Annotated in this window: 16 protein-coding genes; 9 read left to right on the top strand and 7 right to left on the bottom strand. The window is 58.2% G+C overall.

Annotated elements, in window-relative coordinates; all coding sequences use genetic code 11:
• Position 1 precedes the first annotated feature (1 nt).
• The gene (gene flhB, locus G0D83_RS14505) at positions 2 to 1,120 is read left to right on the top strand and encodes a flagellar biosynthesis protein FlhB (RefSeq protein ID WP_164195251.1); all 1,119 of its coding nucleotides are present in this window, start codon (positions 2 to 4) and stop codon (positions 1,118 to 1,120) included.
• A 415-nt stretch (positions 1,121 to 1,535) separates the two neighbouring features.
• Here flhB and G0D83_RS14500 read toward each other — a convergent pair whose 3' ends face one another.
• From G0D83_RS14500 to fliL, 5 genes are all read right to left on the bottom strand, one after another.
• Positions 1,536 to 1,958 (bottom strand): nucleotidyltransferase domain-containing protein, encoded by a 423-nt coding sequence (locus G0D83_RS14500; RefSeq protein WP_203595610.1) that lies wholly within the window; start codon positions 1,956 to 1,958, stop codon positions 1,536 to 1,538.
• A gap of 907 nt (positions 1,959 to 2,865) precedes the next feature.
• Positions 2,866 to 3,531 (bottom strand): MotE family protein, encoded by a 666-nt coding sequence (locus G0D83_RS14495; protein ID WP_164195249.1) that lies wholly within the window; start codon positions 3,529 to 3,531, stop codon positions 2,866 to 2,868.
• Positions 3,531 to 3,869 carry a hypothetical protein gene (locus G0D83_RS14490; protein ID WP_164195247.1) on the bottom strand — a complete coding sequence of 113 codons (339 nt, stop codon included), beginning with the start codon at positions 3,867 to 3,869 and terminating at the stop codon, positions 3,531 to 3,533. The genes G0D83_RS14495 and G0D83_RS14490 overlap by 1 nt, the downstream gene beginning before the upstream one ends.
• Positions 3,850 to 4,920 (bottom strand): FliM/FliN family flagellar motor switch protein, encoded by a 1,071-nt coding sequence (locus tag G0D83_RS14485; protein WP_164195244.1) that lies wholly within the window; start codon positions 4,918 to 4,920, stop codon positions 3,850 to 3,852. The genes G0D83_RS14490 and G0D83_RS14485 overlap by 20 nt, the downstream gene beginning before the upstream one ends.
• Positions 4,921 to 4,928: 8 nt before the next feature.
• Positions 4,929 to 5,522, bottom strand: coding sequence for a flagellar basal body-associated protein FliL (fliL, locus tag G0D83_RS14480; protein WP_164195240.1), 594 nt, complete (start codon positions 5,520 to 5,522; stop codon positions 4,929 to 4,931).
• A 169-nt stretch (positions 5,523 to 5,691) separates the two neighbouring features.
• On the opposite strand from fliL, the gene fliF reads away from it, so the two are divergent.
• The 8 genes from fliF to G0D83_RS14440 are packed head-to-tail and all read left to right on the top strand — an operon-like array spanning position 5,692 to position 11,852.
• A complete protein-coding gene (fliF, locus tag G0D83_RS14475; RefSeq protein WP_164195238.1) occupies positions 5,692 to 7,431 on the top strand; it encodes a flagellar basal-body MS-ring/collar protein FliF in 1,740 nt (579 codons plus the stop codon).
• Between the two features lie 5 nt (positions 7,432 to 7,436).
• Positions 7,437 to 8,102: a FliH/SctL family protein gene (locus G0D83_RS14470; RefSeq protein ID WP_164195236.1), complete on the top strand. Its 666-nt coding sequence runs from the start codon at positions 7,437 to 7,439 to the stop codon at positions 8,100 to 8,102.
• A gap of 5 nt (positions 8,103 to 8,107) precedes the next feature.
• A complete protein-coding gene (locus G0D83_RS14465; protein ID WP_164195234.1) occupies positions 8,108 to 8,452 on the top strand; it encodes a FliM/FliN family flagellar motor switch protein in 345 nt (114 codons plus the stop codon).
• Positions 8,453 to 8,507: 55 nt separating this feature from the next.
• Positions 8,508 to 8,681 carry a helix-turn-helix domain-containing protein gene (locus G0D83_RS14460; RefSeq protein ID WP_164195232.1) on the top strand — a complete coding sequence of 58 codons (174 nt, stop codon included), beginning with the start codon at positions 8,508 to 8,510 and terminating at the stop codon, positions 8,679 to 8,681.
• 1 nt (position 8,682) lies between these two features.
• Positions 8,683 to 9,468, top strand: a complete 786-nt coding sequence (fliP, locus tag G0D83_RS14455) for a flagellar type III secretion system pore protein FliP (protein WP_164195230.1) — start codon at positions 8,683 to 8,685, stop codon at positions 9,466 to 9,468.
• Positions 9,469 to 9,762: a hypothetical protein gene (locus tag G0D83_RS14450; protein WP_164195228.1), complete on the top strand. Its 294-nt coding sequence runs from the start codon at positions 9,469 to 9,471 to the stop codon at positions 9,760 to 9,762.
• A gap of 36 nt (positions 9,763 to 9,798) precedes the next feature.
• Positions 9,799 to 10,827, top strand: coding sequence for a flagellar motor switch protein FliG (locus tag G0D83_RS14445; protein ID WP_164195226.1), 1,029 nt, complete (start codon positions 9,799 to 9,801; stop codon positions 10,825 to 10,827).
• Positions 10,824 to 11,852 carry a hypothetical protein gene (locus tag G0D83_RS14440; protein WP_164195224.1) on the top strand — a complete coding sequence of 343 codons (1,029 nt, stop codon included), beginning with the start codon at positions 10,824 to 10,826 and terminating at the stop codon, positions 11,850 to 11,852. The genes G0D83_RS14445 and G0D83_RS14440 overlap by 4 nt, the downstream gene beginning before the upstream one ends.
• Here the strand turns inward: G0D83_RS14440 and G0D83_RS14435 are convergent.
• Together G0D83_RS14435 and G0D83_RS14430 are read right to left on the bottom strand one after the other, a co-directional pair.
• The gene (locus G0D83_RS14435; protein ID WP_164195222.1) at positions 11,843 to 12,673 is read right to left on the bottom strand and encodes a DUF1217 domain-containing protein; all 831 of its coding nucleotides are present in this window, start codon (positions 12,671 to 12,673) and stop codon (positions 11,843 to 11,845) included. The two genes, G0D83_RS14440 and G0D83_RS14435, sit on opposite strands and share 10 nt — an antisense overlap.
• Before the next feature lie 202 nt (positions 12,674 to 12,875).
• Positions 12,876 to 13,256 carry a flagellar biosynthesis repressor FlbT gene (locus tag G0D83_RS14430; RefSeq protein WP_164195219.1) on the bottom strand — a complete coding sequence of 127 codons (381 nt, stop codon included), beginning with the start codon at positions 13,254 to 13,256 and terminating at the stop codon, positions 12,876 to 12,878.
• Positions 13,257 to 13,258: the final 2 nt, after the last annotated feature.

Here is a 13,258-nt window from a genome sequence, read left to right as displayed (position 1 = left end):
GATGTCAGACGAGGACAAGTCCCAGAAGACAGAAGAGCCGACACCGAAGAAGCTTGCCGATGCCCGGAAGAAGGGGGACGTCCCGTCTTCCAAGGAGACCGGCAATGCCATGTCGGTCTTCATCCTCATGATCATCGTGGTCTACGCCATCCCCGCAGGCATCGGCCCTTTGAGCCGCGCTCTTTCGTCGCTATTCACGATCGCTGGGACCTTCAGGTTGGGCGAAGGCAGCGCTGGGCTGGTGGACATGGAGGACGTCCTTGGAGGTGTGCTCGTGCAAGTCATGGTGGTGATCGGCCCGATATTTGTGCTCATGGCGATGGCAGCCATCTTCGGCACCATTGTGCAGGGCGAGGTTGTGGTCGCCTCCGAGCGCCTGAAACCAAAGGCATCCAACATCTCGCCCGCCTCCGGGCTCAAGAAGATCTTCGGGACCAACAATCTCGTGGAGTTCCTGAAAAGCTTCGTGAAGGTCGCCGCCATCGGGATCATCGGGTACATGATTATCTCCAAGGCGATCTTCGGACTGGCACAGACCGAACGCTACCTGCCCGAGGCGATCTTGCCCTTCGTCGGCGACCGGGTGGCGCTCCTGCTGATCATCGTGGCAGCCTTGCTGGCCCCCATCGCGGTCATCGACATCATTTGGAAGCGTCAGCAGTGGCTGAAGAAGAACCGCATGTCGCTGAAAGAGATCAGGGACGAATTCAAGGACCAGGAAGGCGACCCCCACATCAAGGGCAAACGGGACGAGAAGCGTCGTGAGATGTCTCGCAAGCGCATGAAAGAGGTCGTGCCAACGGCAACGGTGGTGCTGACCAACCCGACGCACTTCGCAGTCGCCCTGAAGTACGACACAGCGACCGATCCAGTACCGCGGTGTGTGTTCAAGGGGACGGACGCCATGGCAAAGAAAATCAGAGAGGTCGCCCGGGAGAACGAAATCCCGATCGTCGAGAACCGGCCGCTTGCTCGAGCGCTCTATGCGACGGTCGATATGGGGGATGAAATCCCCACAGATCACTGGCAAGCGGTTGCAGAGATCGTCGCCTACGTCATGGACCTCAAGAAAAATATCCGTCGCCGGCCGCCGTCAGGTAGCGAGTTGCGGGAAGATTGAGGGGCTCATTTTATAAGAATAGCCGCCGCATCCAGCTTGCCATTTACGCCAACCAAGTATAGATATTGGGAGCGGGCTGCCACTGGTTGCCTGTTCTCCGAACTGGACAGCTTCGGCGGGGTACCCCGGCCAGTTGGAGGCGCACTGCTTGCCGGCAGTCGGTACACCACGGTAAGGCGCTAGAAGCACGACGACCCCTTGGCTCCGGCCGAGGTCTGCCAGTGAGGTGAGAAGACCCGCCTCATACACCACCTTGCGGTAAAGTAGCGTGGCCGCGCGAAGAGATCCGGGAACGAGTAGACCCATGCTCGTTGAAAACTGGGACCCCGGCACTGGCAATCAGCAATACGATCAAGAGAAGAGGGTCCTGTCATTCATTGGCAGGGCCTTTGTTCCGGGGCAATCACAGTTTACCTCATCGATCCAAGCGCACGCCCTCCTGAGCTACGGCGTAGCTGATCGTGTTCGGCACCATGCTCGCGCCTAGGAATTCACTGGCTCTGGCGGTAAATAGATCGGCACGAGCCTTAGATTTTCTGCGAAGTCTGAATACCGCCCTGGGTGTATCGATGCCTTCCGGGGCATCATCTGGCACCACGGCAAGGATATCGAAATCGCTCTCAGGCGAATTATCGCCACGCGCTCTGCTCCCGAACAGCCAGACCTCTGATGCAAGTAGCTCAGCCTTACACAAGCTCACGAGCAGCTTAACCTCGTCTGGTAAATCCTTGAGTTTCACCTCATGCTTCACACCAAATATCCCAATGGCAAGGTTTCCTGTCTCACTCAGACTATAGTGGCAGAGCTCTACTGATTTCCAAATGACGATTTCCATCATTCCAAGGCCGCATCCATTTCACGTTCCGAGCTTTTCCTTTGAACCGATATACAGGTTTGCAAGACCCGTCACACTTCCCTAGTCTATCCCAGCAACCGGGAGTAAGTCATGAGCATTCACAAGAAATCCGAAAGCCCTATAGAACCCGCATGCGATCTCGCGTGAGACGTAGTTGAAGCAGAACTTGAACGGCGCCTATCCCTACCGACCGACCAATGGGAGCCGGTCGACGACGCATCAGATGTCACCTCTGCTGCGCGGGCACATCTGGCCTCTATGACCAACAAGCCTGCGCGAGCACTTGGAAAGCCAAACGAGGAGTGAGGAATGTTCGTGTCAGTGGCTGGTCAAGAGAGCGACCTCTGGCTCGTGGTAGCTGCAGTTGTGGCTGCCCTGGCCCTTCTCACCGCAGCTTTCTACGTTCTGACCAGCCTCTGTCGCCGACCTGGTCAGGGATGTAAGTGGCAACGAAAGGTCTACAATGATCGAGGAAGGCTCCTTGCTTGGGAATGTCAGAGCTGTGGCGTGATCGGCTACTCATCCCGAGGATGTCGACCATCGACATGTCGTCGCGGAAGTGTGTCAAATAGTCTCTGAGTGCCTCCATGCACCCCTCCCCCTACGGGCTCCATAGCGCGCCACACGGACACGCCAGGTCAGGGGTGTGGTCGACATCGGTGATCTGGCGCCAAGCCCCCTTCCTCCATTCGAAGCCGACTGGTGCCTCAGTTGTGATGCCCTCCGAGCGCCCGCACGACGGGCACACTGGGGCGTTTTCAAATTTCGAAGCCATCCGAGGTCTCCTCTTTGTTAGGAGTATCGGTAGTCCGGCCCCGACGTGTGCAGAAAACAAGAAGGGCCCACCAGAAGGAGACTGGTGAGCCCTGTATCGTCCTCAATTGAGCGGTTACTGCAGGCGGATCCCGTTGAGGTCCTGATCCCCCGGAAGCTGGGACCGCTCGTAGATGATCTTGGAGATCGCCTGGGCACGGACCGGGTTCATCTTGGCAATGATCGGAGCGACCTTGCGCTCCTGCATCTGGCCGAGAACCATCACGGTGACCTCGATGTCGAGGGTGTTCATGATCGCAGCCGCCTCTGCGGGCTTCATGCCGCTGTAGACGGACACCAGCCGAGCGAGATCGGCAGTTTGTGCAGCCTGCACCTTGTCGAGCAATGCCGTGATCTCGCCTTTGAGCTCCTGCAGTTTGCGCGTCTCGATTTCCACCTTGTCCATGGCAAGCTCGGCCTCGGCTGTCTTGTCACGGGCCTCCTGCTTCTGCTTGGAGAGGATGTCTCGCTCGGTTTCGATCGCCAACAATAGCTCTTCCGGAACCGGCCCGGCATCGCACTGCTGCGCCTCTACGTCGGCGCCTTCTTCTGGCTCATCGTGGGAACTGGACTCCTCCGCGTCGGTCGCCAGGGCAAAGGTTGCCGAGCCCTGGTCGATCACGACGTTTTCAGAGAATGCAATCGACGTCACCTCCGGAAGCGTCATCGCTGCCTTGGCGCTGAGGGCCAAGGCAGTCGTGAGCAGAAGCAGTTGCGGGACCTTCAGGTTTGGTAGCCTCATTACGCGCCCTGCCTGTTCCAGAAGTTCTCGATCACCGCCGTTTTGGTATCCTGCCTCTCCGGGCCCCGCCGGGGGGCTCTGCCGGAGCGGCTATTGGTCCGGTTCTGCCCCTGTGCGACATGCTCCTCGAGGCTCAAGGTGAACTTCTCTGCCCCGGCCCGCATGTCGCTTACGGCATTCCTCGATGTGTCGATCGCAGAACAGAACTCGGCGATAAGCGGCTTCAGCTCTTCCACGGTGTCCTTGAACTTCTGCATGCGACGATAGCACACGACACTGACGATCATGGAGGCAGTCACTGCGAAGAGGAGTACGAGATCAATCAGCGTCGAGAACATCGATGAATTCCTTGTTGTTGAAATTGGTTTCGGTGACCTGGATGGCCATCATGCCGTTCTTGCGGCGTCCAAGAGCGCCGTGGCAGAGCACTTCGCCAGCACACTGAATGGTGGCCTCCTGATCGGGTTGGATGTTGAGATTGAGCACTTTGCCAGGCTTCATCGACAAGATTTCTTCCAGGGGGACCTGCTCCTCGTGGAGAACAGCCCGCACCTCGATTTCAGAACTTTCGATTTCAGAGACAACGTGGCCCCGCCAGGTAGGGTCTCCACCGAGCTTTTCACCGAAGAAGACCTTGGCCAGCAGGTTACGGATGGGCTCGATCGTCAGGTAGGGAATGACGAAATCGATCCGACCGCGGCGTTTGTCGATCTCGACGTCCAGGCGCACGTAGATGGCTGGCGAATTCGGCTGACCAACGGTGGCGAACTGCGGGTTGGTCTCCACCCGCTCGATATCGAGGCTGACATCCGTCAGCTGGGCAAAGGCGTCCTCGAGATCCTTGAGAATGACCTTTGAGAGCCCCCGCCCGATGGTCTGCTCGATGGATGTGAAGTTCCGCCCTTCTGTCGGTGCCGGCCTTGAATTTCGGCCGCCGAGCTTGATCTCAAGCGTGGAGTAGAGCAGCTTCGCGTCCACGCCCATCACGATGTTCCCGTCCCAGGGATCGGCATGCACAATCGGCAGCAGCCCAGGCACCGGAATCTTTGCGATACCGTCGGCACAGGACAGGTACTCGATCGAGTTCAGGGTGATGTCAGCCGTAGCTGAGGTGTAGTTTTTCAGAGAGTTGCTGAGCGACATCACCATGCGCTCGAAAATCACATCGAGCATGGGCAGCTTCTCGAAGTTGAGCATGGACATGTAGATGATCCGCTCTTCGAGTGTGCTGAACTCTCTGACCTTCTTCGCGGGGGTAGCGCCACCCATCATCTCGTCGATATCCGACTGAGACAACTCGTCCGGACGGCCGGCGTCGAGGGATTTCTCCATCTCGCGGGCCATCGCATCCTGATCGGGGGCTTCTGCTTCCTTGTTTTCTTCTGACATGGGCTTCTTCACTGGATAATGAGATCGCCGATAAGGATCTCGTGTGGTGCATCGTTACCGGCCACAGCTTTCGCGCGCTTTAAAAGCTCGCTGCGAAGTCGAACCAAGCCGAAGCTTCCCTGCAAGTCTCGCTCATCGAGTTGACGCAGGTAGTCCTGAAAGGCATCGCGCATGTAGAGCTTTCGGCTTTCTAGTTCGGCTGCGGCCTCCGCCCCGTGATCTTCGTAGACCATGGTGAACTTGATCTTCATGAAGCGCGACGTCTTGCGCCCGGCCGCTGTGTAACCGGTGATGTTGACGATCATCTCATCAAAATTCAGGTAGGAATATTTCTGCCCTTCGCCCGCCGCCTCGTGGCTCTCGTCAGCCCGGTGTTCATCTGTGGCCGCATGTTCGGTCTGCTCCTCCTCGCTGGAGCCGGACAGCGCGCTCATCACGCCGTCCTTGCCCACGCTAAGAAAGAGACCACCGGCGAGAGAGAAGGAACCAATCAAGAGCAGGGCGACGATCTTGACGATCTTGGAGGCCCCCTTCTTCGCGGCAGCCCCCAGTTCCTCCCCGGTCCCGTCGGTATCAGGAATATTGGTGTCTTCTGCGCTCATCAGGAGGCGCCTCGGGTGCGACCTGCAGCGTAGCTAACTTCATAATCAATCCTTCCGTCGTCGCGGGTCACTTCAACATCAAGCATGCGTACAATCTCTCCTTCTATGTGGAATAAATTTCCAAGAATAAACCTTGCAGAAAATATACACGAGTAAGGTTTACAGGCAAATGAAAACTGTCTATCCTTGGCGGCATGAACAAAATTTATTGACACCCGGTGGTATCTTGAACGCTATTCTATCCAATCTCCGCGGGCTAGGTCCTGCCCGTCTGGCCGTGCTCGGCGGCGTTGGCCTGGTCCTCGCGCTCGCTCTCTTCTTCGGTGTGAAACAGGTCACAAAGCCAGTTTACAGCACGCTCTACAGTGGCCTCAGCCCTTCCTCGGCGTCCGAGATCGTTTCCGCGCTCGAAGGTGCGGGCATTCCTGTGCAGGTCAGCCCTGACAGTGCCGTGGTCTCAATTCCGAAATCCAGCTTTGCCTCTGCCCGGATGCTTCTAGCCGAAGCCGGTCTTCCCAACGAAGGGGCGCCCGGCTGGGAGCTCTTCGACGGCGGAAGCAGCATGGGAATGAACAGCTTCCTGCAACGGGTCAACCGACTGCGGGCCATGGAAGGCGAACTTGCGCGCAGCATCCAGACGATCGCCGGCGTTGACGCAGCTAGGGTACACCTCGTCCTGCCAGAGCGTGAAGCGTTCAGTCGCGAGCGTTCGACGCCGAAGGCCTCTGTGGTCATCCGTACGACCGGCTCCTACTCCATGGACGAAGAGCAGGCTAACGCCATTCGGTTCCTGGTGTCTTCGGGCGTCGCCGACCTCGACCCCGAACATGTCACCGTCATGACCGCAGACGGCAAGATGATCCTGGCAGAGAACGGCGACGAGGGCTCGACAGAGGCAACGATCCAGTCTGCACGCACCTTGCATGAAGATCGCTTCGAGCGGGACATCGAGCGTATTCTCTCCGCCCGGGTTGGCGCAGGGAATGTCCGGGTTAACGTCGCCGTTGATGTCGTTACCCAACGCCGGGTGGTTGTCTCCGAGAGTTTCAATCCCGATGAGCAGGTCGTTCGATCGACAGAGACCCGCAACAGCAATGAGGAGAGCACCTCCCGGGAAGGTAACAATGTCAGCGTCGACAACAACATTCCCGAGAACCTCATGGGCGATACCGGCCAGGCAGCCGGCACCCGCTCTGCCGCGCAAGACAACTCTGAAATCGTCAACTACGAGATCGGAAACACCCGGACTGAGACCGTCTATGAGCCCGGAGACATTCGAAAGATCTCCGTCGCTGTCCTGGTGAACGGCATCTATGACCGCGATGACAACGGTGACGTGACCTACGTCGAGCGGAATGCCGAGGAACTGCAACGCCTAGAGGAGCTTGTTCGCACCGCCGTCGGCTTCGACGTGGCCCGGGGAGACACGATCTCTGTGGATAGCCTGCGCTTTATCGACTACTCGATGGATGTCGGCGAGCCGGTGTCGAGCTCTGTCATGGATACCCTCAAAGAGAACATCATGACGATCCTCAAGTGGGTCTTCGTAGTTGTCGTGGTCGCCATGATCCTCCTCCTTGGCGTCAAGCCGATGCTCGCACGCGCATTCCCCCAACCGGCAACCGGTACTTCCGAAGACGGCGAGGGCGAGGCAGACGATGCGCAATCCGAGAATGGCGCCATTGCTGATGGAGAGAACACTGGAGCGCCCTCCGCTGCGGTCCAAACCAAGTCGGACGCGCTGGTGGCCGCTGAGAAGGCTGCCCGCGATGGGGATGACTTCATCGACGTGGTGTCCGTGAAAGGCGGCGTTCGCAAGAAGCGCATCAAGGACCTGCAGGACATGGTGTCCGGCGATCGCGAAGAGGCTCTGAAAATCCTTCGTGGATGGGTGCTCAAGGACGGATGAGTGTGATGAAGACCATCAACCTCTTTGAGCGGAACTTCGATCAGGAAGCTGCCGAGCGAGAACGACTGCGGCTGACCGGAGAGGATCGCGTGTATTCGCTCGCCGAGCACCAACAGGCAGTGGACGCCGCCGTAGTCAGCGCACGGGAAGAAGCCTTTCTGCAAGGGCATGCGGCCGGTGTTGCCAAGACCGAGAGTGAGATCGGGCAACAGGTGGCGAACGCCGCAGGAGCTCTCATCCCCTTGCTGCAGGTCATCACAACGGAGCTTCCCGACCACAAACGGGCACTCGAGGGACAGATGGTCGACCTCGCTTACAATGTATTCTCCAAGCTTGCGCCGGTCTTTGCCCAGCAGATGGGGCCCGAACTGATCGCCAAGCTCGTAGGGCAGCGCCTCGCACGACTGTCAGAAGGCCAGGTGCTCGCAGTCAAGGTCGCGCCCGGTCTGGTGGCACCGGTTGGCGAGTTGGTTGCCGGTCTCGGCGATACATCGGCTGCTTGCTCGCTCAGCGTGGAGCCAGATGAAGAACTTGGCCCTGCGGACGTCCGCGTCGAGTGGCGCAACGGCTTCATGGAGCACCGGGTCAGCACGCTGATCGAAGAGATCGAAGCCATGCTTCGCCCGACACAACAACAAACTCAAAACACTACAGAACAGCCTGAGGAGTAACACAGATGGCAGATGGACTGGAAATAAAGGATATCGACGAAGCGGCCGAGGCAGCGGCCGGCGGCGCTGCGCCCGCGCAGGTGGAGGAGCCGGAAGGCCGAAACATCGATGCGATGATGGGCGTAAACATGGACGTGCAGATCGTGCTCGGAAGCACCAAGCTGCCGATCTCGCAACTGCTCAAGCTCAGCCGTGGCTCGGTCGTAGAGCTGAACCGAAAGATCGGCTCGCCTGTCGATGTGATGATCAACAATCGCACTGTTGCACGCGGCGAGCTCGTCTCCACCGGAGACAACAACGTCGGGGTCTCGCTGACTGAAATCGTCAAACAGTTTGTGCCGGGCACCTGATTTGGCCATGGCGGCGGTTTCTGAAAATGTCCCACCCAGTCGACAGAAGTCGCTTGTGGAGATCGCTGCGAGGTTCGTCGGGCACAGCCTGGCGGACATCGAACGTGCCGTGATCATCTCGACGGTTTCCCGATGCCGCACCGATCGGGAAGCCTCTGAAAAACTAGGCATTCACCTCAAGACCTTACGAAGCAAACTTAAGAAGATTCAGGACGAAAGAATTCCCTGACATGAACAGACTTTTCCACCTCTCCGCGCTTATTCTCGGTGCCACCCTCATTGCTCAGCCGGCGGGGGCCCAGGAGGTCTCCGGGCTGCTCCGATCGGCAGCAGAGCAGCTCTCCGGGTCCAATCAGGGAACCACCGAACTCAGTGGCCGCATCCTGCAGATGATCGCCCTGATGACCGTTCTGAGCATTGCTCCGGGACTTCTGGTGCTGATGACGAGCTTCACCCGCTTCGTCATCGTCTTCTCGATGCTGCGCTCGGCCCTGGGGCTCAATCAGACGCCGCCCAACATGGTGCTGAGCTCACTGGCGCTCTTCATGACCTTCTTTGTCATGCAGCCCGTCTTCAATGATGCTTGGGAGGGAGGCCTCAAGCCGCTTCTCGAAGACAGCATCACTGAAGAGCAGGCCCTTGAACGTGTCTCGGAGCCATTCAAGGCGTTCATGTTTGCCAACACGCGGGAAAAGGACCTGCAGCTTTTTCAGGATATCGCCAAGATCCCATCCGAGCAGCCGACCACCCTCGAGACCGCCGGATGGCGCGAACTGATGCCAGCCTTCGTCATTTCCGAGCTTCGTCGCGCATTCACCATCGGCTTCCTGATGTACCTCCCGTTCATCGTGATCGACCTTATTGTCGCCTCCGTGCTCATGAGTGCGGGCATGATGATGCTGCCTCCAGTGATGATCTCCCTGCCTTTCAAGGTGATCTTCTTCGTGCTGGCCGATGGCTGGTACATGCTCGCAGGCTCGCTGATTGATGGCTACATGCCGATGGCCGGAGGCTGAATGACCGCGGAAGATCTGTCCCCTGAGCAGGGACTTGGCCCATTGGCCACTGAGAAGCTGGAAAATCACCCTCTCTATCCTCAGCTGAAGGCTCTGGCCGATGAGAGAGGAATAGAACTCTCGGGCAGCCATGCCTTGCAGCAGGTGCTCGAGGGACTCTCTGAGAACGAAGGCGTCGATGCGCGGGTTGTTTTTCTCATGGGGGTAATGCTTGAGCGCATCCTTCATCATGAAGAAAGCTCGCTCGTGGCAGAAGACATTCAAGAAGACAAGGCCGGCAGCCTTGACGAGTAATCTCGGCTGCCAACCTATTCATAAAGGAATTCAATGATGGACAATCTAGTTCGCACCGACATCAAACAGATCAAGGGCTCTGAAAAGGCAGCAATCCTCCTGCTCTGCCTGGGACAGGAACAGGGCTCCGACCTCATGAAGGACATGGATGAATCCGAAGTCCTGCCCGTAAGCCGGGCCATCGCCGGCCTTGGCCAGGTGACGACGGATGTAGTGGAGGACGTGATCACCGAGTTCATCGAGGCATTCTCTGCAGGTGGCGGCGTGCATGGCAACTTCGGAGAGGCCGAGGACTGGCTCAAACGGATCATGCCCGACGACGCCGTCGAAAGGGTCATGCGCGATATCCGTGGGCCCCTCAAGGGCAAGAGCATGTGGGCGAAGTTCAGCTCCCTCAATGAGAGCGTCATCGCCAACTATCTCAAGCTCGAAAACGCCCAGACGGTCGCCGCGATCCTTTCCCAGGTGAAGCCCGACGTCTCCGCAAAGGTGCTCCCGCTTCTGCCTGAAGCCATGATGCAAGATGTCATCGAACGCATGATCAAACTCGAGGCGGTGCCACAAGACGTTCTGGAGAGCATCGAGAGCACGCTCGAGACCGAGTTCGTGAATGCCGCGGCGCAGGTCAGCGGAGCGGATTCCTTCGAGCGCATGGCCAACATCTTCAACAAGGTCCCGCCCGAGCTCTTCGAGGCAATCTCCGGAAAGCTCGACAGCAGCATGCCGGAGGACATGGCGCGCATCAAACAGAAGATGTTCACCTTCGACGACCTTGCACGCCTCGATGCTCAAAGCCTGGGTGCAGTGATCCGGGCGGGCACCGAAGGTCAGCGGGTGCCGACCGCGCTCAAGGCCGCAAAGCCCGAGGTGCGCGACTACTTCCTGCAGTGCCTGCCGGAACGCTCCCGCAAGATGCTGACCGAAGAAATCAGGACCATGGGCCCGGTGCGAATGCGCGACGTTCAAAACGCCCAGTCGGCCCTTGTCGATGTGGCAAAGAACCTTGCGGATCAGGGCGCTCTCCAGCTGCCTCTCAATGACGAAGAGGACGTCATGGTCGAATGAGCACGGGTGGGGTCAAATACATCGCCGGGTCCGGCCCCTACTCGGCCGGAGGCAAGATTTCGGTCAAGCCTCCGGTCTCTGTCGAAGTCGGCAAGGCGTCATCGCAAGTCGATCTGAAAGCCCTGGCCGGTGCCGGCTGGCTCGACGGAAGCGTGAAGTCCGTGACCACAGAAGGAACTCTTCAGGTCCAGACCCGTCTTGGGCTGCTCTCTTTGCAGGTTCAGAGGGCCGACCTAGAAGTGGGCGCACGCCTGAAGCTGTCCTTCGATGCCGAGACCGGCCGCGTCAGTTTTCAGAGTATAGCCCCAGGACTGAATGAGGCACCGCCAAACTCGTCCGCGATCATGACTTCGATAGACAAGTCGGGCCCTCTCTCCACGGTCCCGGCAGGGCTCAATCAAAGCCTGCTTGGCACTGGCGATGTCGGAAGGGTCATGGGATCATCCATGCCGTCGGACGTCACCATCCGGGCGCTGAACGCTGTCTTCCCCCACATGAACGCGAATTCCTTCGCACTGGTAGTCGCTCTCTTCCCGATGGTCGTTCGAGGCGGTGTCCTGGCAGGCCTTGCAGCGCGGAAAGCCGGAGCAGGATACAATGGGGACACACGCCTCATGGCGCTTGCTCGGCGCATCTCTGCCAAGCCGATCGCGCCTTTGGATGCGGAGTTTGGGTATCTGACATGGCAGATGCCATTCTTCCACAACGGCACCCCCGATGAGGTGGAGTTTCTGCAGCGCCGCGAGGCGCCAATCGAAGATCCTGAAAATGAGATGGTGAGGACCATTCTGCGTGGCAGCTTCGGTCAACTGGGTCGTCTGGAGGTGGATGTGCTTCTCGACAGCGACCTGCTCACCATCGAGCTGTTTTCGGACCTGCGACCTTCAGACGACCTGATGGCCGACCTCGATCGCATCGTGTCTGTCTTCGGAGTCACCTTCGATTTCAGAGTCTCCCTGCTCTTCAAATGGGGAGAAGACGCGGCCGTGGTTCTGGATCAGGCCGCGTCACAGGATCAGCGGTAAGCGCTGCCCGAGAAGCTCGACAGTGAGCTGATGTCATAGGTCATCGCAGTGAAACCGCTTCCACCGTAGCCATACGATGGGCTGATCAGTTGCAGGATCGGGCTTTGCAGGGCACTGCTCTGCGGAGGGTCTGTAATATCTTTCACGACCGCGTACCTCTTGGTCAGCCGCTCGAGCTCCTCTGGGTCATGCAGGTCCTCGATATCGTATTTTTCCTCGAAGATTTCCTTCTGCTTGTCGACATCGAGGTAGATCACGTTCTCCGGGATATTCAGAGCCGTGCGCATGAACTCACCGAAATCCGCATCAGCCAGGACCTTGTACCAGCTGGTGAGCTCGGACGCCTTTTCCTGAAACTTCAGGATGACCCCCAGATTGGCGTTCTCGTCGGTGATCTCGCCGATGTACTCATTACTGACGTACTTGTCGACGATCTCCTGCCGCCATTGACTGGAGAGCGTGTTGTAGTTGGTTACGCCGCCGGCCTGGAAGTCCATCGCCTTGTAGAGGGCGGTAATCTTCGGGTCGTTGAGGCGGTTCACCAAGGAGTTCTCGTCGTCAATGTCGCTCTCGAGGATCTCCTTCATCATGCCTTTGGCGTAGATCTTGTCCTCAAGACCATAAGCCTTCATCACGAAGCTGAAGGTGTCATAGTCGTTGATGAAATCCTCCACCGACTCCACGTCAGGGGCGCTTTCATTGAAGCGCTCGATCGCACGCTTGTGGATCACCTCGTTGCGGATGCTTTCGAGAGACTTATCCTTGGTATCAGCCGCAACCTTCATGGCGACCGGGGTTGCGAGGCCGCTGATCGTTATCATGGCTCTGTTCCTTGTTCACTTGGTCCTAGATTGCGATTTCACGATGGAAGTCAAATCTGTGGCGCCATTCGAGCGCCTTGCGGGTGATCATGATCGACTGCTTGTCGGAGTAGTCTTCCAATGCCTCGATATCGATCCACCTCGCATCGGTAGATTCATGGTTTGCGCGAAGGGGGGCGCCCTGATGACAGGGCGCCTTGGCTCACGCCGCAGTGCTTTCAAGCTTGTTGGCCTTGCCGACAGCTTTCAGGGCCAGGTAGAAGTTCCCGACGCTGACGTTGTTGGCGGCTTCGAAGATCAGGCATTGAGCGTAGCCTCCCAGCACCGCCGCCAGTTTCCCCAGCGCGGCCTGGATTTTCGGAACCAACTCCTCGCGCTGTCTGGCATCGATCAAGGCGGTCTGGATGTCGTAATACGCCTTCTGAAGTGGGGTCTTCACGTCCTGTGGCTCAAGAAGGTCCTTTCCTCTCAGAACATCCGCGTGGTTCTCGATACTGATGACAGCGCGATTGCCGCGGTTCTTGATCACACAGCCATTCACGACGAGATATTCGTCTGGCTTCACGGTCAGCTTGAGTGACATGC

The sequence above is a fragment of the Salipiger sp. PrR003 genome (assembly GCF_010500785.1).
GTDB classification, from domain to species: domain Bacteria; phylum Pseudomonadota; class Alphaproteobacteria; order Rhodobacterales; family Rhodobacteraceae; genus Salipiger; species Salipiger pacificus_A.
The sequence above is the reverse complement of the archived record's forward strand: the minus strand, read 5'-3'. Positions and strand labels throughout refer to the sequence as shown.